Genomic DNA, 20274 nt, shown 5'->3' with positions numbered 1-20274 from the left:
GCCGGCTATTGCGAGTCATATCCGGCAAAAATACATGTTTTTTGCCGATTGTTAAAAATACTTCCCGCTGTTGCTGCCTCACTCTCCATAAATAAAAAGCTGTAGCTTAAACAAATATTAAATTAATTAGCAACTTTTACAGGAACGCCTTCGGCCGTCTTCTTTTTCGCAGCTGTTTTTGTAGTAATCAATATAACACCATTTGCAGCCCTATCCCCATAAATAGCAACAGCGTTTTTATCTTTTAACACATTTATTTGTTCAATATCATTCGGATTGATCCTATTTAAAGGTGTTCCCTGAGCCTGGGCTACCCCATCGATAATAACTAAAGGTGCTAAATTACCATTATACCGATCTCTAAGGAGTATATGAGACTTTGTGGTATCCACAACCACCTTGCCTGTATAAATTACCTGGTTATCGTTGGTTGGGTTTACAACAACCCCGGTTTTATTTTCGCCGGGTTTTGCCGGTTTACTATCGGCCAGCGCAAAACTTACCGGAACGGAATATTGCACTTTCACCTTTTTTCCGTTTTGTATGCCCGGTTTCCATGCCGGCGATATGCTAAGCACCCGTACTGCTTCTTCATCGCAACCTGAGCCTATACCCCTCAGCACCTTCATATTTGATAGCGATCCATCTTCCTCAACAACAAAAGTTATGATCACCCGGCCCTGAACATTATTATCACGGGCCACTTTAGGATACCTGATGTTTGTTGCCAAAAACTTGCCAAATGCCTCTATACCTCCCGGGAATTCGGGCACCTGCTCAACCGATGTAAATACAGGACCGGATACTACCTGGCCCTTGAGGGCCGGCGCGGAAGTTACCGGTTTATCAACTTTAACTTCATCTGCTGCGAGAGCAAAATTAATCGGTACCGAATACTGCACCCTCACTGTGCGGTTGCCCTGCATCCCAGGCTTCCACTGCGGCGATAATTTCATCACCCTCAAGGCCTCATTGTCAAGATCGCCGGTAATGCCCCTTACCACTCTTTGGTTTGAAAGCGAGCCGTCCCTTTCAACAACAAAAGTGATGATCACCCTGCCCTGGATCTTTTGCTCGCGGGCTGCGGCCGGATATTTGATATTAGTTGACAGAAATTTGCCAAAAGCTTCCAGCCCGCCCGGAAACTCGGGCACACGCTCAACCGAGGTATAAACCGGCGTAGTATCGCGATCTGCAACCGGCCGTTCTTCTGTTTGAGCCGGCCCGTCAATAGTTATTTCGGTTACTTTACTGGCCGGAGTTGAAAATACTTTATCGGCCCTGGTGTTTATCACCGTAATGGTATCACTGTTATTAATGGTTGCCGAGGAGAGGATCATCATCAAAATAAACAGCGGCGCCGAAAGCCCATATTTAATGAGTGCCATACGGTGCGAGTTGCTTTTTTGCAGCATGATGATGCGCTCTTTCAGCAGGCTTTTATTAAAAAACGAATTAACCAGGTCATTCGTTGGCGTATGGAATGTTTGGCTTAAAAGCAGCATGGCATAATCAGCCTTATCGGTTCCGGCTTCAACAGCATGCCTGTCGGCAATAAACTCGTGGATATGCTTTATTGCCCTGCGATAAAAATATACTACCGGGTTAAACCAGTTAACAATCATCACCAGTTCAATAAGCAGCACATCGGCCGAATGCCATTGCCTGGCATGCACATCCTCATGTGTTGCTATAGCCGCATTCTCCTCCCCATCGGCATTTAGCTTTACTTTTTTGAAAAAGGAATATGACACGGCAGATACCGGCTGGCTGATCACCTTCTTTAATTTAAACAGCTGCCAGATCAATTTGCCCGATAAAAAGACAATTCCTGCAAGATATAAGATCAGCAGTACCTCCCCGATGCTAACAGGCGATTCTTCTATCGGTTTAAAATTATAAACCAGCACCGGACTGCTGTACAGGGTATATTTTACCTGTTGGGTAATGAACAGGTTTTGCACCCAGTTAGCCTGTATAACCGGTATCATAAATGATAACAGGGCGGCACTTACCAGGTAAAGCCTGTTAAGCTGAAAAAAGGTTTCTTTACGAAGCAACAGTACATAAAACCCGTAAAACAGCACCAGGTATATGTTTACCAGTAATAAATATTGCCACCAGTTCATAACTATTTTTCTTTTAGTTTTTCAATCAGTTTCATGATCTCATCGGCCTCTTTCAAGTCAATCTTTTCCTTTTTTACAAAAAATGAAAACATGCGGTTAACAGAGTTGTCAAAGTAGCCGCTCAGCAATTTATCGGCAGCAAAGTTCTGGTATTGCTCTTTGCTAATCACCGGGTGATATTCATGACTTTTGCCAAACGCGGTATGGCCAACAAAACCTTTGGTTTCCAGGATGCGGATAATTGTCGACACTGTATTGTAGGCGGGCTTGGGCTCGGGCAACTGGTCGATAACGTCTTTAACATACCCTTTTTTCAATTGCCAAAGTACTTGCATAATCTGTTCTTCGGCGCGGGTTAACTCTTTAATTTCCATGTGTGTACTTTAAATATTAATACCTCGTGTATTAATGTGCTTATTGGTAAAATAAAGGTAAGCGATGTATTTTAAATTTGCAACTAAATTTTTAGTTATTAATTTATTAAACATTAAATCACCATCTTCGTTAAGTTGATCACATCTAATTATACATGAACATAACCTTCCATGGTGCTGCCCGTAACGTAACCGGCAGCAAGCATTTACTCCGCTTAAACGACGGTACCAGCATATTATTAGACTGCGGCATGTTCCAGGGACTGGGCGAGCAAACTGAAGAAATGAACGAACATTTTGGCTTTAATCCCAAAGGCGTAACGCACATGATCCTTTCGCACGCGCATATTGACCATTGCGGTTTAATTCCGCGGCTGGTTGCCGAAGGGTTTGAGGGGAACATTTATTGCACACCGGCAACGATGGACCTTACACGCATCCTGTTGCTCGATTCGGCGAAGATCCAGGTACAGGATACCGAGTATAGTAACAAACACCGCATCCGCAAAGGCTTGCCGTTGCTTAGTCCTTTATATACCGAAGAGGATGTAATGGAGGCCCTTCGCCTGTTCAAAATTGTTGAATATGGCGAAGAGTTTGAAATTACCCCTGCCGTAAAATTCAACTTTACCGATGCCGGGCATATTCTGGGCAGCGCGGCAGTGCATATTACCGCTACAGAAAACGGCAGGGATACCCACATTACTTTTAGCGGCGATGTTGGCCGTTATGACGATCTGCTGTTGAAAAACCCGCAAACATTTGAGCAGGCTGATTATATTTTACTGGAATCAACCTATGGCGATTCGCTGCATAAAGAGCTGGGGCCAATTGAAGAGTCACTGCTGGAGATCATTAAACAAACCTGCGAAGTAAAAAATGGCAAGGTGATTATACCGGCATTCAGCGTTGGCCGTACGCAGGAATTACTGTACGCCTTAAACGGCCTGGAACTGAAAGGCATCCTGCCGGATGTTCCTTATTATGTAGATAGCCCGCTATCGGAAAAAGCAACCGAAGTATTGATGAACCACACCGAGGTTTATAATAAAAATGTGCAGGAAGTTTTGAAAACCGATGCCAATCCTTTTGGGTTTAAGGGTTTGCGCTTTATTGAAAGTGTCGAGGAATCAAAGGCGCTGAATAACGATCCGCGGCCCTGCGTCATCATTTCCTCATCGGGCATGGCCGAGGCCGGACGGGTAAAGCACCACATTAAAAACAATATCAATAATCAAAAGAACACTATTTTAATGGTCGGGTATGCTGAGCCAAATTCATTGGGCGGCCGGTTATTAAAAGGCGATCATGAGGTACATATTTTTGGTGAAATGTATGAGGTAAAAGCCGAGGTCCGCTCCATTAAATCAATGAGCGCCCACGGCGATTATGACGACCTGCTCCATTTCATCTCTTGCCAGGACCCCGCATTGGTAAAAACCGTATTTCTTGTTCACGGCGAGTACGATGTGCAGCAGCATTTTGCCGGGAAAATAAAGGCGCATGGTTTTCATCATGTTGAGATCCCCTATCAGCATCAGAAGATAGTTTTGGAGTAGGGAGTTTAAACAAATAAAAAAATTGTCATTTCGATAGAGCATGGAGGGATATGAGCGCCGCGCGAAAGAGAAATCTTATACACCCTGCAAATCCGCTAAACTATCTTATAAATCCCACTATACCTCTATGGAAATGACAATCTTCCTGTTACAAAATACCTACCTTTAGAAATGTGGAATCATAATTATTACGTCTATATCACTACTAACCCAGGCAAAACTGTGTTGTACATCGGAGTCACCAATGATATAAGCGTAAGGATTTTACAACATCTCGAAAATAAAGGAACTAATAAATCTTTTGCGGGCAAATACTACTGTTACCATTTAGTTTACTACGAACACTTCACCCACATTGAACACGCCATAGCCCGGGAAAAGGAGATCAAAAAATGGCGCCGAGAAAAGAAAATTGCCTTAATTGAGTCAACTAATCCGGGCTGGGAATTTTTAAATCAAAGTGTAATCGACTAATATCAATTGCCACTCATTTGCATCAAACAGCGAGGGCAAGACACCCCAAACAAAAAACCTTATGCAAAACACAATTAATCTAACGTGGTGTATAAGATTTCTCTTCAGCGCGACCCCACAAATCCCCCTTGCTTCATCGAAATGACATCATCTTTTATTTATATCTATGGTTTTTTTTTATCACTCTTTCCCACCTGCTTCATCACCGCAATAATATCTTCTTCGCCAAAAGCTTTTTCGGCGGCCTGGTAGGTTTGATAAGCAGTTTCGCCAAGTGGGGTAGCCAAACCGAGGTCTTTAGCCAGGCGCAAATCTTTAGCAATATGTTTTAAGGCGAAAGCAGCCTGGTAGTTATTGTTAACAATGGCATCGCCTTTTATTTTGATGAACGGGCTGCCCAGGGCACTGTTACTGATCAGCGTAGTGAGTGCTTCGGCTTCAATGCCATTTTGTTGTGCCAATGCCACTGTTTCGGCAAGGCCCTGTGCAACAATACCAAGCAAAGTATTAATGGCCAGCTTAGCCGCGTTACCTGCACCGGTACCACCAACCAGCATAACCAGTTTACCCATTTTTTCGAGGATAGGTTTAGCCTGCTCAAATGCACCCGCCTCGCCTCCTGCCATGATAACAAGCGCAGCATCTTCCGCTTGTTTGACACTGCCTGATACCGGAGCATCTAAATAATGGTTGCCCTGTTCTTTACAGGCCGATGCCATCTCCTTACTGATAGCAGGGGAAACTGTGCTCATGTTAATGATTATTTTGCCGCTTACTTTTGCGGCAAGTAAACCTTCATCACCATGAAAAATATCATTAATGGCCTTATCGTCTGATACCATGATAAAAACAACATCAGCAGCATTCAACAATAAGGCGGGCGAAGCGGCTATACCAATGCCCTGTGCCTTAAACGCCTCTTCCTTATCCTTGCTTCGGTTATAAACACTGAGCGGATATCCGGCTTTAATCAATTGCTGCGACATTGGAACGCCCATTTTACCTAATCCTATCCATCCTGTTTTAACTGTATTCATAATAGCTATTTTGTTTTTGTTTTATATAGATTTTATTGATGTCAATTTCTCTCTTCTAAGTCATCTAAACAGACGACAAAAAACCTAACTACCGAATATTTTTGCGGATCCGGCTCAATGATTGAGGCGTTACACCCAGGTAAGACGCAATATCGGTCAGTGACACTTTCATGGCCACTTCAGGCTGGCGCTCTAAAAACAACCGGTACCTTTCCGAGGAGTCGTAACCAAGATAGGTATTCCGCGTTTTTATCTTCTCCATAAGCGTGTGCTGCGAAATCTGATCGATCATTTCTTTGAGATAAGGGAGCTTTTCATATAAAGCCAGCAGGTTGTTTTTGCTGATAGCCAACAGTTCCGTATCGCAGGCCGCCTGGATACTTTCATCAGCCATCAGGTTGTTATTAAAGCTGTACAGAATGGTGCAAAACTGATTGTCCTTTAAAAAGAAATAAGTAACCTCATTCCCCTTTTCATTTCGCGCCATAATACGCAGTATGCCGTTGGTAATAAAAAAGAGCTGTCTTGCTACATGCCCCAGCTGCAAAAGCGTATCCCCTTCTTTAAATTTCATTGGCTCAAAGGCTTTTAGTATGAGCTCCTGATCATCAACCGGGATAGGTTTTAACTGCTGTAACCTGGCTATAAGTTGCTGTTGCATGATACAAATATCAGGGAAAGAGATATCAAAATTGCCATAAAAACGTCATTGCGAGTAACCATCAGGGAAGCCCCGAAAAAAAAAGTAATGACATGTAAAATATATTTTAGCGGTGTTGCGCGTGGGCCGCGTTAGGGATTGCAGTGTAAAGCCCGGAGCGCGCAGAAGGGTTGCGGGCAGGAAAGGCGAGGACTTGCAACGGAAAGCCCGGGCCGCAGGCAACGCCCATGTTATAAAATTGATCAAAAAAACATACTTAATAATCAACAACTTACGATCACGTCATTATAAGGTACGAAGCAATCCCAAACTGTACAGGGCGGACCTGCTAAATGGGGATTGCTTCGTACCTTATAATGACGTTGGTGTAGAGAATAAGTCGATTCAGACTTCAATACCAGCCTGTCCTATTTCCAGCTTACTGATCTTACCATCGACATCAACCGTAAACTTAAAATAGGTTTTGAAATCGCCCCACTGGCCGCTGTGAAATTTGCCGTAGAGGTGCAGGCCGTTTTGCTCAATTTTATCGATACTGATAAAACGTTCATGGCCTAAAGCCTTTTCAAAAAAGCTTTTGAAATTTATTTTATTACCATCATCAAAAAGCTGGGCATCGCTGGTGAACAAAGCAAACCAGGCTTGTTTATCCCCGCTTTGCAGGGCTTCAATGGCTTGTTTCACTACCTGGTTACTTAACTTTTCGGTATTCATGGTATTGATGTTTTGGATAGTTGCAGCACGTGTTTTTGCAGCTTGTGCGTTAACAGCAGAAGTAATTAATGTGCCGTATATGATATAATGATTAAGCGTTTTCATGACATGGTAGATGTATAATCAAATAATGCTACTTTTTTAATTTTAAATGCAGGTAGCAGCATATAGCTATGACTATAAGCCGCTATCCTATGTTACTAAACTCATCATTAATTTGTCGCGCCGCCGTTTACCAGCAAGTGCTGACCATTTACGAATGATGAAAGATCGCTGGCGAAAAACTCGGCCACATTGGCCACATCTTCAACTTCGGCCAGGCGGCCCATCGGACAACTGTCAAGCAATTGTTTTCTTAACGCGGGGTAACTATCAGCTTCGGCAAAGATACCTGAATGATCAACAGCGAATGGTATGATAGAGTTAACTGTTACACCACGGTGACCAATTTCTTTCGAAAGGATATCAACCAAATACCTTGGCGTAGTTTTGCTGCCGCCATACACAGCCATTCCGGGTACAGGGAACGAGGTGGTGCTTGAGGCTATGTAAATAATGCGGCCGTTATCCTCAACATTTTTGGCTGCCTGCTGCATAGTAAAATAAGTGCCTTTTGTATTAATGCCAAACACACGGTCGAACTGTTCTTCGGTAAAACCAGTTACCGGGGTTTCCACCAGTTCGATACCGGCGTTAGCTACTACGATATCTATTTTACCAAACGCTTCTTTAGCTTCTTTAAAAAGCCTTTCAATATCAGCCACTTTACTTACATCGGCCTGTACAGCTATTACATTTGCACCCATCGCTTTGATGTTGCTGACCACTTCATCCGCCGATGCTTTATCGCGCGAATAGTTGATCACGATATCGGCACCTAATGCTGCATAACGTTCTGCAATTGCTTTACCTAAACCACGGGCCGAGCCGGTTATTACTGCTACTTTATTACTTAATGAGTTCATGATTATTTTTTTTGATTTCACCGATGGGATTTGATTTCACCGATGCTTGATTAATGATTCTGTGATTATTGTCTTATTTCTTGCCTCTTGATTCTCGATTTCTTACCTCTCGGCTTCTTGCTTCCTGGCTCTCACTTTCTTGCATCTATCATTCCCCCTTCAGGGGGTTAGGGGGCTTAAGCCATTGCACCATTTGCACCGATATTTTGCGCAGAGATCCATTTGGCGTCGTCGCTTGCCAGGAAGGTTACTATTTTGGCAATGTCCTCAGGTTCGCCGATGCGGTTAAAAGCAGATAATGATGCCAGGCGATCGATCAGTTCCTGTGGTTTGCCTTTGGTAAACAGTTCGGTATTTGTTGGACCGGGAGATACTGTGTTTACATTGATGCCCCTTGCGCCCACTTCTTTGGCAAATACGCGGGTTAATTGCTCCACCGCGCCTTTGGTGGCTACATAGGTAGCGTAAGTTGGCATCATAACGCGGGTAGTGGTTGATGAAAAATTGATGATACTGCCACCGTTAGCCAGTTTGGTTGCGGCTTCGCGCATGGTGTTAAATGTTCCGCGAACGTTGATATCAAACTGGCGGGTAAAATCCTCGTCGGTAGTGTCTTTTATTAATTTGGTGATCATGATGCCGGCGTTGTTTACCAGTACATCAATTTTGCCGTAATGAGCTATCGCTGCGTCAAACATGGCTGCTACTTCATCGGCTTTGCTTACGTCGGCCTGCAGGGCAATGGCGTCGCCGCCTTGTTGTTTGATAGAGGTTGCTGTTTGGTCGGCAGCTTTTTTACCGCCTGCGTAGTTGATAATTACTTTAGCGCCTTCAGCTGCTAATTTGTGTGCTACTGCTGCACCGATGCCTCTTGAGGCGCCGGTTACTAATACTACTTTTGATGCTAATGTGTTCATGGTTTCCTTTGTTATTTTATTTATGTTTTGTTGTCGTTGATTGACGATACAAAGGTGGCAAGGTTGAGGCACCTGAATGATACACATATCAAAGCATTACATACGAATATCTAAGATTGGGTGATGAGCAGATTAATCATGAATGTAGAGACGCATAATTGCGTCTACCCATGACAACTTTAAAAAATGGCGTCATCCCGAACTTGTTTCGGGAACCCACAGGATAAGCCGCATGAAGTATACTTAGCTGAAACAAGTTCAGCATGACCGATGGTGGAGATGTCATTTCACCTTCAGAATCCGCTCCGGATTTAATTTACTCAGCAGGACTGAGACCTTTACATTAAATTGCATATGGAAGACGCAATTATGCGTCTCCACAAAAACAACCTGTTCTGATGAGATTATAAAAACAGGGATTCCCGGCGATATTAGCTATATCCCCGCATGCCCCTTCCTGAACAACACCGGCGACATATCCGTATGCTTTTTAAAATAATTACTGAAATGGGTAGCTTCAGAAAAGCCGAGACGATAAGCAATTTCTTTAATAGAGAGTTTTGAGTTCTGCAAGAGGGCCTTGGCCTCAGTTATAGTTTTTTCGGTAATCCAGTTGCTGATGGTTTTGCCGGTTTTTATTTTGATAACATTACTCAGGTAATTGGGATGAAGACTTTGCGCGTCGGCATAGTCCTGCACCCTGAAAGCCTGCTCGGCTACGCCGCTGCTCAGGTCGCGGTAATGTTTTTCAAGCAGGCGTTTAAAGTTTTTTACAATTTCCGAGCTCCGGTTACCTTCATATATCGGGTTATAATCCTTCCAGAAATATTCTTTGAATTTTAGCAGCACCACCACAAACAGGTTACCGATGATCCGGTAACGATATGGGCTATCTGAATTGTACTCTTTCAGGATTTGGTGGTATAAAATATCAAACTCCTCAAAAACTTCGGGAGTAAGTACGCGGGCCGGAAACGTTTCGGCCAGGAGAAAAGGAAACTCATCAAAAATATTGGCGTGTACGTTTTCTTTCAAAAACGATTCGCTAAGTGTAAACAGGTATACATCGCCAATACGCTCCCAATTAAACGAACGAAAATGGCCCGGATTGGTAAAGTAAATAGCACGGGGCTGCAGTTTATGATTTTGCTCATCAATAGTATAATCACCACTCCCATCTTTAATGAAGGCAAAGACAAAAAAGTTAAGCCTGCTCAACGGCGATTTAAACGGCATTGGCTGATTGATATCCTTCAGGTTAAAAACCGTAAAATCAGTATGTTTTATCAGCTCAAGCGGCAAGCCCAGGTGCTTGTATTGATCATAAAGAGTATTGAAGATCTGCTTTTCATTATCCTGGTGCATGGGTAAGATGTTTACTCCAAAGCTATGAGCGATACGGGAGATTTGCAACAACGGGCTATTCAATAAAAAACGGCGCACAGTTACGATACGCCGTTTTTTATTTTACATTTAACATATTTTTAATCAAAGCTCACGCTGCCATAGCTGGTGCTGATGGTAATGGTTCTGTCACTGCCCCCTTTGCCTAAATGGCCCTTGTAAGTTTTGGTAGGACTAAAACCACGTTCGCCATCGGCAGGGGTTTTGCTGGTGATGTTAACATCATGGCCGCCATAGTTAAAACTACCGTAGTGCACTGTGATATCAAAATCGGCATTCTGGCCGTCGCTCACTCCCAGTTTTACGCTTGAGTAGGACGAATTAACCGAAAGGTTTTTCACATTTTTATCAATCTCGCCAATCTTTAACGCCCCGCTGAATTTAACGTTGATATTACCTGATGTGGTAATACGGCCAATTTTCGCCGAGCCATAGCTTACATCAGCATTGAGTTTATCACAATCGCCAAGGTTAAGGCTGCCATAGGCTACATCCAAATCGCTGCCGGTAAGGGTGCCGATGGTTGCACTGCCATATTTAACCCTGATCTGGCAAGCTGGGTTGCTTAAAGATTTGGCGTTAAGGCTGCCATATGAGTTATTGATATTAAGCTTACCGCTCAGGTCGGGCAACTCGGTACTGCCATATTTGTTGGTGATAGTAAGGGGATTTTTGGCGGGCATGTAAACGGTATAATTGATCTCCATTTTACGCACGGAGTTTTTCTTACCGAACAGGTTGCCCCAGCTGCCGTTATCATCATCGTTTTGATTAATGTAAGTTTTGAACGATACACCCGAGCCATCTTTGCTATCCCTGATAGTTACGTTATCAAGCAGTTTCTGAGCTTTATCCTCATCATTGGCCCCAACCTTGATCTGTACATCAACCTTAACCTCGCTTTTAGCCCAGGTAATTACCGTGATCTTGCCAAATTTGTTATCAATGTTAATCACATCGTTACCATCAACATTATAGCTTTTGCTATAGCTTTTTGTTTTCTCAACTATATCACCGTTTTGTACCTGCTTTTCATAGTGCTCATCACCATCATAACTGTAGCTAAAGTTCTGATCAAAGTTTTTAAAACCGAAGTTAATATTAGGGCTAAGCATCTCAAATTTATCGGCAAACTTCAAGCTGTCAAACCCTTTAAACTTCATGTTAAACTTCAAAGAGTCGAAGCTTTTGAACTTCATGCTGTCCTTGAACTTAAAAGCAAGCTGTTTGTTCAGCTTCAGCATATTTTGCATTTTAAGATGCAATTGCTTTTGTTGCTGCACGCGCAGGTTGGTCATTTCCTTTTGCAGTTCGCGCATTTTGGCGTTCAGCTCCTTCATTTTTTGCTGATACTCTTTGCTGTCGGTTACCGAAGTCCAATTCTCGACGGTCAACCCGGCAGCAGGCGGCGGCGTGGGCGGTAATTGAGGTTTTACCGGCGCAGGCGGTGCCGCAGGGCTTACCTGTGCAAAGTTTGCTGTACTTATGGTTACCAGGACAATAAGCGTAAGCAGGGCCGGACTAAATATTTTTGGTTTCATTGTTTTGTTCCTTTTTCATCTGGTTAAACTGTTCAATTACATTTAATTGCTGAGTTAGCACCTCGGTTTGTATTTGCAGGTTCCGGATCATTGCACGTAAAACACGTTCCTGGTTAGGGCTGGTGGCTAAATCACTGTTTAGTTTTTTATAGGTGGAATCCATCTTGGCTATCTCGGCGCTGAACTCCTTGTATAGCTGAGGATCATTTTTAGATGCTGACTTAAGTTCGGTAAGCTTGGTTTCAACAAGCGATGCATAGCGCACCTGCTGTTGTGCATACTCGGGGTTAATAGCGGCAAGGTCAACGCCTTTTGCGCCTTTTTGGCTTTGTATATATATGCCGAAACCCATGCCCATTATGATGATCACCGATGCGGCCACTTTTAGCACGAAGCCCAGCGAAAAAGTCTTTGCTTCGCGCTTTTTTGGTTGCTCCTGCTCCTGGTCCAAAAAATTGAGCTGCGCCTCAATTTTACCCCACAGATCTGCCGATGGTTCTATTTCGTTAAATTCTTCGTTATTGTCGTGCATGAAATCTTCAAATCGCTTGCTCATGATACTGTTCCTTTCCTGTTTAAAATTTCAATTAACTTTCTTTTAGCTCTCAAAAACTGGGTTCTTGATGTGTTTTCTGATATGTTCAATATTTGTCCTATTTCTTCGTGGTCATATCCTTCAAGCAGATATAATGATATCACCACGCGATAGCCATCGGGCAACTGGTTCATACCTTCTTTTACCCTGGCAACCTGGTACTGCAGGTCTTCATCGTCCCAGCTCTCGTCATCGGCAATATTTTCAAGATGTCCATCTTCCAGTTCAACCAGTTCCAGCTTGCGTTTGCGCAGCAGGTTGATCGACCGGTTCACAACAATCTGCTTAAGCCAGAGGCCAAATGTGGTATCCTGCCTAAAATCCTTCAGCTTGGCAAAGGCATCCACAAAAGCTTCCTGCAGCACATCTTCTGCTTCAGCAATATCGCCCACTATCCGAAAGGCCACGTTCAGCATAGCTTTCGAATACAAACGGTAAAGCTCATAACAGGCTTTTTTGCTTCCCTGCTTACACTCAATTACCAGGTTGTAATGTTTATCAATATATATTGCTTCCAAATTCGTGACCGGCTTCAGGTTAATAGACGCAAGGCATTTTGCAACGTTGCACGTATGTGAAAAATTTTTTTTAAATAGAGGATAATTTTTTTGACAGTTTTAAGTTGAGATGGGTTTAGATAAGCAGATCGCCTGAAAAATACCTGACAAAATAGTTTAATAAAACAGCATAATCAAGAATTGTCATTGTTTCGCTCCTAATGATAGCACTCACAAGTCATTGATTATTAATCATATTTAAAAATTAACCTATAAATATGGGCGTTGCTTGCGGCCCGGGCTGTACGCTTATACTGCACAAGGCATTAACCATTGGCCGGTATCCCAATGTCATTAAGTTAAGGAAAATCCCCCAGAGGGGGAACAGGTTTGTAGCAAAATATTATACCAATAACAACCGTGCCAGAGGTACGGAACACCGGAGTTGTGTACCGCTGGCACACCAAAAATCTATTCAAAATGGTTTCTACAAACCTTTTGCACCTCTGGTGCAGCTTGTCAATCTCTTAACTTAATGACATTGGCCGGTATCCGCTCCCATCCTTAACGCACCTTTAATAATTTTACGACTCAAACGTAAGCAAGGAGTGCTGCCCTGCGGTATGAAGGTCACGCCATACCTGGTTAATTTCCGTATCCGGGTTGGCGGCAGATAAACCACAGTAGGTATAAAGCCTATCCACACTTTCGCGCGAAACTTTGGCCAGCTTCCGGCTCATTAAACTTACTTCATGTAAGCCATTATTATCGGCTGATTCAAAGTTGTTCCACGAGTTATCAACAGCCTCGTAAAATTCTGCACGGACTTCATTGAGTAAAATGATTTGATCGGCCAGTAATTGTTGGATGTATCCTTTTTGAGGGTCGGTTAAACGCGGGTTTTTCATCCGTTCATCAAACGCCGGTCCGCACAGGTCAAGAAAATGAATTGCGAGGCCCGAAAGATTGGCGGCAAGTGTAGCCTCTGCCAATTGCAAAAACGGGTAACGGTACAAAGGTTCATTTACAACCGTATATTGCGGATCGATCTTAAAACAGCGGTTTTTATCAACATAAAGGTCTTTTACTTCATAAGCGTCACTCCCGGTGGCCATCATACCAACATATTTCCAGGCGGGGAAAACATGCACATCTTTTTTATCAAAAATAAAAGGTAATATCAGTGGCTCGCCATCATCATTCAAAACAGTTTCATCGCCGTTTTTAATAATGCAATTTGCGGTGATGTGGGTTGCATGATGCGCACCGCTGGCATATTTCCAGGTGCCATTAATGATATAGCCGTCACCGCTGATGGTAGCCGTACCCGTTGATGCACCACTACCTGCCAGGCACAATTGAGGATCGGTCATGATCTCTGCAGCTAAAGCCGGATCCAGGAATCCGCCAAACCAGCCCGCGCCGCTGCATAAAGTTACCACCCAACCCAAACTGCCATTGGCCCAGGCCAAACTTTCTTCCAGCCGTACCATTTGCGGCAACGCCAATTGCAACCCGGAATAAGCTTTCGGCACTAAAAATTTAAACCAGCCCTGCTCATAAATAAGCGACAGCTGATCGGACTGCAACTTGCCGGCCTGCTCAGCTGCAGGAGCTGCTTTCCGTATGATATCAACCCATTCGGGTTTTAAATTTTGTGATGGATGCATTTTTATTTAGCTTAAAGCTGAAAGCAAAAAGCTTAAAGCGTAACAGATAATACTCAATTTACCATCAGTGATAACAAAAGATACTGACAGTATTTTGTCAGTGTTCAATTTTTGAAAAACGGGTGTTCAATGTTTCGGCTCCTTAAAAACACAAAGTACTGATTACCAGCACCAAGGCGTTCAATTTGATTAAAATTGAATTTTAACCAATTCGTAAAGCACTGACTATCAATCATGTTTATTTTTCAAAAAACGCCGGGTGTTTACACTTTTTAAAATTGAACACCTGGTACAACCTGGCCATTGAACATTTTTCCTAACCTCTAATCTTCAACCACCAACCGCTCTGCCTCTACCTGTCTCTTCCACTCAAAATATCCCCATATCGCTATAATAAACAAGAAGATGGTAAGCATGGCAAACATAGGCAGCTTTTTGTAAAACAGAAGCGGCACCGCGAAAAAATTGGAAATGTTCAAAAAAATCCAATTCTCCATTTTACGGCGTGCCAGCAACCACATACCTGCCCAGGCGGTCGAAGATACCAAAGCGTCCCAACCAGGTACGTTAGATGGGGTGAAATATTTGGCCGGCAGGTTTTTGATCATGTAGTAAAACACTACCCATCCCACAATGCTGATCGCCAAACTTATTATCCATTCATTTTTGGTGGAGTAGGTAATTTTTACCGGCGGCTCGTTCCGTTTCTTTACCCAGTAGATCCAACCATAAACGCTCATTACAATGTAATAGCCGTTCAACACCGATTCGGCATACAAATGAACTTCCATCAGCAGAAATATGGATATGGCCGTACCCAGTATTCCTGCCGGGTACAACCATATGTTATTTACGCGGGCCAGCAGCACCTCGGTAACACCCAACGCAACGGCAAGCCATTGCAGCCAGGTAGTTTCCTTTATTTGTTCAATAAACAGGTCGAGCCAGTGTTGCATATCCTAATTTTCAAATTCGTGAAATTCGATCCAATTCGTAAAAATTAGTGTCGATATAAATTAGTGCTCATTTAAAATCCCAGACTCAGCGAAGCCATAAAGTTTCGCGGCGCCTGCGGGAAGTAATAGTTGTAATTAATTACGTGTCCGCCCTCAATATCCGGGTAGGTAGCACCATTGTTTTCATACTTCTCGCTGAAGATATTATTAACCTGCAGGCCAACAGTTATGTTTTTAACCGAGCGAACGCTAAAGCTATACCGCAACCTCACATCGTTCACAAAAAAGCTGTTCAGCAGGCGATTGGCAGCGTAAGGGTTAGCTCCATTATCAGGTGCTATCCCAAAACCTTGGGGATTACGGTTCATGGTATTATCTAAGTATTGCTTACCTACATATTTGCTGATGAAAGCAATTTCCCCGCCTTTAACAGGGCTATAACTGATTACGCTTGAACCCGTGAATGACGGCGAGTAGGCAATATCAGTTTTGGCAAATGTTTCTTCAACCAGCGAGCCGTCGTCATAATTAGAGAAAAACTGGTGATAGTTTTTAATCTTGTTAGTGCTGAGGGTTGCGGTAGCGCTCCAGTTTAACTGATCAGTGATTTTCACTTTTCCGCTGAATTCCAAACCTGCGCGGTAGCTGTCCTTTACATTGGTACGCACCGGACTGCCTACGTCATTCAATGAGCCAGTTAATACCAACTGATTTTTATATAGCATGTAGAAACCATTCAACTCTCCACTAAAAACAGGTGAGCTGAAGCGGTAGCCAGCCTCAAAATCTTTCAGGTTTTCGGATTTTGGCCGGTTTTGCGGAGGCGAATCAACATAATCATCGCGGTTGGGTTCGTGGTTGCCCACCGCAAAGGAGGCATACACATTACTGTGCTCATTAAACTGGTAAGTAACACCTGCTTTAGGGTTAAAGAAGTTTAACTGCGCTGTTTGCTGGGCATTATTCAGGTTTTTGTCGATACCGAAGAACGAATAATTAATGTGGCGGTATTGCATATCGGCATACAACAAAAATTTGTCTACATGCCATTCGGCGCGGCCAAAAATATTAAAGTCCTTCTTTTTGGCATCATCCCGATAGTATTGATAGTTAGGACCAACGCCTATGCTTTCTTCGGCAGAAATAATATTACCATAATGCGCACCTTTATATTCGTTATAGGCGCCGCCAAGATTGAAGTTCAGTTTGGTAGTAGGCTGATATTTTAAAGCATAAGTAACACCATAAAAATCATTATTAAGCCACAGCCTGCGAACAAGATTAGTGGTTGAAATGGTATCGGTGCCATAAATAACAGGTGATAAACCATAATTACTTACAGCATCACCTTTCCTGTACTCTTCGTAGTAACCCTCGCCATGAGTGTAATGCAGGGCCCCGCTGAACGACAGTTTATCCGAAAACTTTTTATCGTATAGCAACTGGTAATGGTTTTGCAAGTAATCGTCAACCTGGTCTTTATAAAACGCGCCGTTACCCATATCGCCCAGTTCGTTATAAGTGCGGCTATCCGGGCGGTTATCATCGCCTATTACATAATCGGCTACGCCGTTCCAGGCCTGGTAGGTACGCTCATGGCCCGAGAACACGTTTAATCTTAAAGTACTGTTATCACCATAATAAGCCCCGCTTACAAAAAAGGATTTTAACCGGGATGACGCTCGGGCGATATACCCATCAGACCGGATGCGCGATAACCTGCCGTCGATACTGAACCTGCCGCCAAGCAGACCGGTACCTACGCTTACGGTATTTTTTAATGAACCATATGAACCTGCCGAGTTATCGAGCTGAGCATAAGCGGTATCCCTGCGAGTAGCGGTTTGTACGTTGATACTACCGCCAAAGGCACCTGCTCCATTGGTTGAGGTACCCACACCACGCTGGATTTGCAGGGTGTTGATAGATGATGCAAAGTCGGGCAGATCGACAAAATATGCGCCCTGGCTTTCCGCGTCATTTAAAGGAATACCATTAACGGTTACATTAATACGCGATGCGTCTGACCCGCGGATCCGGATCCCTGTATAACCTATACCCGTACCTGCATCCGAGTTGATTACCACTGATGGCGTTTGGTTAAGCAGGTAAGGCAGGTCTTGGCCGAAGTTGTTTTTTTCGAGATCTTTTTTGCCGAGGTTAGTAAAAGCCGTTGGTGAGTTTTTGCCTGCACGGGTGGCGGTTATAGTAACCTCATCCGCATTGAGCGTACCGGATCCTAAAGAAAAGTTAAGCGCTAAGTTTGTGTTAAGAACAGCGTTTTTTACTAAAGACTGATAGCCAATATAACTGGCTTTTACGGTATAATTGCCTTTTTTCAGATCGTTAAAACTATACTTACCTGTAGCATCAGTAACAGTGCTTTGCTGTGGGTTTAAAATAGTAACAGTTGCGCCAGGCAGCGCTTCGCCGAATTGATTGGTCACTTTTCCTGAAATGGAAAGCTGGGCCGATGCCATAACAGGCAACAATAGGGCCATAACAGCCACAAATAAATTTTTCAAAATGTTGTAAAACAAAAATTGAGTTAAACCATCTGCGCGCCAGGGTAACGCGGCAGTACACTTAACTTATTTACCTTTATCCCTCCGCCGGCATTATCCGGATCAGGTGTGGGGGGAAGTCGTGAGCCGGAAGTCGTTAGTCCAAAGTCGCTTTGACTTAAGGCTTAAAACTTAGTACTTATTGACTTACTCCCTGGGTATGATCTCAGCCCGTCTTTCAGTTTGGTAAAACAATCTGCAGTTTGTTTTGCAACCAAAGCAAGGCACCCCTTGAGAATTATATGAGGCAAAGATAGGATTTAAGTCCGAAAGTCAATGGTCAGGAAGTCCGAAAGCTGAATATCTGCACTCAAAAGCCAGTAATCCTATAGATTATGCAGAAAGAATACTGTTACTTTCGGACTTTCCAACTTTCGGACTTCCAGACTTCCAACTAAAACCCTACTTTTGCAGACTTTTATAAAACATTGCTATGCTTAGAACTCATACCTGCGGCGAATTAAATATCAGCCATTTAGGCCAAACCGTTACTTTATGCGGTTGGGTACAAAAATCGCGCGATTTGGGCGGTACCACTTTTATCGATGTGCGCGACCGTTATGGTTTAACCCAATTGATATTTAACACAGATACAGATGCTACCCTGCGCGAAAAAAGCCGCGGGCTTGGTCGTGAGTTTGTGATCAAAGTTACCGGTGATGTAATTGAACGTGCCAGCAAGAATACCAAAATCCCAACCGGCGAAATTGAAATCGCTGTTACTAATATTGAAGTGCTTAATGCGGCCAAGCTGCCGCCCTTCCTGATTGAGGACGAAACCGATGGCGGCGAGGAACTGCGTGCCAAATATCGCTACCTCGATCTTCGCCGTAACCCTATCCGCAACAACCTGGTGCTTCGTCATAAGATGGCGCAGGAAGTGCGTAAATATTTAGATAAGCTTGATTTTATCGAGGTAGAAACCCCGGTACTGATCAAATCGACCCCAGAAGGCGCGCGTGACTTTGTGGTGCCAAGCCGCATGAACGCAGGTGAATTTTACGCCCTCCCGCAATCGCCCCAAACTTTTAAACAGTTATTGATGGTGAGCGGTTTTGACCGTTATTTCCAGATAGTAAAATGTTTCAGGGACGAAGATTTACGTGCCGATCGCCAGCCTGAATTTACGCAGATTGATTGTGAGCTTTCGTTTGTAAGCCAGGAAGATATCCTCAATATTTTTGAAGGCCTTACCCGTCACCTGTTCAAAACTGTAAAAGGTATTGATTTGGTTGAACTGCCGCGCATGTTGTATTCAGATGCTATGCGTTTATACGGATCAGACAAACCCGACCTGCGTTTTGGGATGGAGTTTGTTGAGCTGAATGATATTGTTAAAGGCAAAGGATTTAGCATTTTTGACAATGCAGAACTGGTTGTTGGCATCAACGCCAAAGGTTGCGCAGGTTATACCCGTAAACAGGTTGATGAGCTTACCGAGTGGTTAAAACGCCCGCAAATTGGTGTAACCGGCATGATCTATTGCCGCTACAATGAGGATGGCACCCTGAAGTCATCGGTTGATAAATTTTATAGTGAAGACGAGTTAACCAACTGGGCTGCTGCTTTCAATGCCGAAAAAGGCGATTTAATGCTGATCCTGGCCGGTGGCGCTGATAAAGTGCGTAAACAACTGAACGAACTACGTTTAGAAATGGGTACCCGTTTAAGCCTGCGCGATAAAAATACTTTTGCGCCGCTATGGGTTGTTGACTTCCCGTTGCTGGAGTGGGACGAAGAAAGTGGCCGTTATCATGCTATGCACCATCCGTTCACCTCGCCAAAACCCGAAGACATTGCCCTGTTGGATACCGAACCGGGAGCTGTACGTGCCAATGCTTATGATTTGGTGATCAACGGTACCGAAATTGGTGGTGGCTCTATCCGGATCCACGACCGCGGCTTGCAATCATTGATGTTCAAGCACCTTGGTTTCTCGCCGGAGGAAGCACAAAAACAGTTTGGCTTTTTGATGGATGCTTTTGAATATGGAGCACCTCCGCATGGTGGTATCGCATTTGGTTTCGATCGCTTGGCATCGATATTTGCAGGTTTGGATTCAATTCGCGATGTGATCGCATTTCCTAAAAATAATTCGGGCCGCGATGTGATGATCGATTCACCATCAACCATTGCCGAAGCACAAATGACCGAGCTAAAAATAAAAACAACGGTTTAATCAACCCAAAACATAAATTGAGCCTCCTTTATTGCAAA

At 43.6% G+C, this 20274-nt stretch carries 17 protein-coding genes; 3 read left to right on the top strand and 14 right to left on the bottom strand.

The window, feature by feature from the left end; genetic code table 11:
- Positions 1-122 precede the first annotated feature (122 nt).
- Positions 123-2129 carry a TonB family protein gene (locus MusilaSJ_RS17190; RefSeq protein ID WP_342457010.1) on the bottom strand — a complete coding sequence of 669 codons (2007 nt, stop codon included), beginning with the start codon at positions 2127-2129 and terminating at the stop codon, positions 123-125.
- A gap of 2 nt (positions 2130-2131) precedes the next feature.
- Positions 2132-2503 carry a BlaI/MecI/CopY family transcriptional regulator gene (locus MusilaSJ_RS17185; RefSeq protein ID WP_274986126.1) on the bottom strand — a complete coding sequence of 124 codons (372 nt, stop codon included), beginning with the start codon at positions 2501-2503 and terminating at the stop codon, positions 2132-2134.
- Positions 2504-2658: 155 nt separating this feature from the next.
- Here MusilaSJ_RS17185 and MusilaSJ_RS17180 point away from each other — a divergent pair, with 155 nt between their 5' ends.
- Together MusilaSJ_RS17180 and MusilaSJ_RS17175 are read left to right on the top strand one after the other, a co-directional pair.
- Positions 2659-4062, top strand: a complete 1404-nt coding sequence (locus MusilaSJ_RS17180) for an MBL fold metallo-hydrolase RNA specificity domain-containing protein (RefSeq protein WP_274986125.1) — start codon at positions 2659-2661, stop codon at positions 4060-4062.
- Between the two features lie 171 nt (positions 4063-4233).
- A complete protein-coding gene (locus MusilaSJ_RS17175) occupies positions 4234-4536 on the top strand; it encodes a GIY-YIG nuclease family protein (RefSeq protein WP_274986124.1) in 303 nt (100 codons plus the stop codon).
- 164 nt (positions 4537-4700) lie between these two features.
- On the opposite strand, the gene MusilaSJ_RS17170 is transcribed toward MusilaSJ_RS17175, so the two are convergent.
- The 12 genes from MusilaSJ_RS17170 to MusilaSJ_RS17115 form a co-directional block, all read right to left on the bottom strand.
- A complete protein-coding gene (locus MusilaSJ_RS17170) occupies positions 4701-5573 on the bottom strand; it encodes an NAD(P)-dependent oxidoreductase (RefSeq protein WP_274986123.1) in 873 nt (290 codons plus the stop codon).
- A gap of 88 nt (positions 5574-5661) precedes the next feature.
- Complete coding sequence (locus MusilaSJ_RS17165; protein ID WP_274986122.1) at positions 5662-6234, bottom strand: Crp/Fnr family transcriptional regulator; 573 nt, start codon at positions 6232-6234, stop codon at positions 5662-5664.
- 384 nt (positions 6235-6618) lie between these two features.
- On the bottom strand, positions 6619-7053 hold the full coding sequence (locus tag MusilaSJ_RS17160) for a nuclear transport factor 2-like protein (protein WP_274986121.1): 435 nt from the start codon (positions 7051-7053) through the stop codon (positions 6619-6621).
- A gap of 107 nt (positions 7054-7160) precedes the next feature.
- Positions 7161-7913, bottom strand: coding sequence for an SDR family oxidoreductase (locus MusilaSJ_RS17155; protein WP_274986120.1), 753 nt, complete (start codon positions 7911-7913; stop codon positions 7161-7163).
- A gap of 176 nt (positions 7914-8089) precedes the next feature.
- Positions 8090-8830, bottom strand: coding sequence for an SDR family oxidoreductase (locus MusilaSJ_RS17150; protein ID WP_274986119.1), 741 nt, complete (start codon positions 8828-8830; stop codon positions 8090-8092).
- A gap of 435 nt (positions 8831-9265) precedes the next feature.
- Entirely contained in the window at positions 9266-10195 is a 930-nt protein-coding gene (locus tag MusilaSJ_RS17145; RefSeq protein ID WP_274986118.1) for a helix-turn-helix domain-containing protein, read from the bottom strand.
- A gap of 119 nt (positions 10196-10314) precedes the next feature.
- Positions 10315-11775: a DUF4097 family beta strand repeat-containing protein gene (locus MusilaSJ_RS17140; RefSeq protein WP_274986117.1), complete on the bottom strand. Its 1461-nt coding sequence runs from the start codon at positions 11773-11775 to the stop codon at positions 10315-10317.
- Positions 11756-12331 carry a hypothetical protein gene (locus MusilaSJ_RS17135; protein ID WP_274986116.1) on the bottom strand — a complete coding sequence of 192 codons (576 nt, stop codon included), beginning with the start codon at positions 12329-12331 and terminating at the stop codon, positions 11756-11758. Before MusilaSJ_RS17135 ends, MusilaSJ_RS17140 begins: the two co-directional genes overlap by 20 nt.
- A complete protein-coding gene (locus MusilaSJ_RS17130) occupies positions 12328-12888 on the bottom strand; it encodes an RNA polymerase sigma factor (protein ID WP_274986115.1) in 561 nt (186 codons plus the stop codon). The genes MusilaSJ_RS17135 and MusilaSJ_RS17130 overlap by 4 nt, the downstream gene beginning before the upstream one ends.
- Before the next feature lie 563 nt (positions 12889-13451).
- On the bottom strand, positions 13452-14537 hold the full coding sequence (locus tag MusilaSJ_RS17125) for an acyl-CoA dehydrogenase family protein (RefSeq protein WP_274986114.1): 1086 nt from the start codon (positions 14535-14537) through the stop codon (positions 13452-13454).
- A gap of 323 nt (positions 14538-14860) precedes the next feature.
- On the bottom strand, positions 14861-15493 hold the full coding sequence (gene pnuC, locus MusilaSJ_RS17120) for a nicotinamide riboside transporter PnuC (protein WP_274986113.1): 633 nt from the start codon (positions 15491-15493) through the stop codon (positions 14861-14863).
- Positions 15494-15564: 71 nt separating this feature from the next.
- Positions 15565-18018, bottom strand: coding sequence for a TonB-dependent receptor (locus tag MusilaSJ_RS17115; RefSeq protein WP_342457009.1), 2454 nt, complete (start codon positions 18016-18018; stop codon positions 15565-15567).
- 472 nt (positions 18019-18490) lie between these two features.
- Between MusilaSJ_RS17115 and aspS the strand changes: the two genes are divergently transcribed.
- Positions 18491-20236 (top strand): aspartate--tRNA ligase, encoded by a 1746-nt coding sequence (aspS, locus tag MusilaSJ_RS17110; protein ID WP_274986112.1) that lies wholly within the window; start codon positions 18491-18493, stop codon positions 20234-20236.
- Positions 20237-20274 lie beyond the last annotated feature (38 nt).

Source organism: Mucilaginibacter sp. SJ (assembly GCF_028993635.1).
In the GTDB taxonomy this organism is placed as follows: Bacteria; Bacteroidota; Bacteroidia; order Sphingobacteriales; family Sphingobacteriaceae; genus Mucilaginibacter.
Note: the sequence above shows the minus strand (reverse complement) of the source record. Positions and strands in the feature narration are given on the sequence as shown.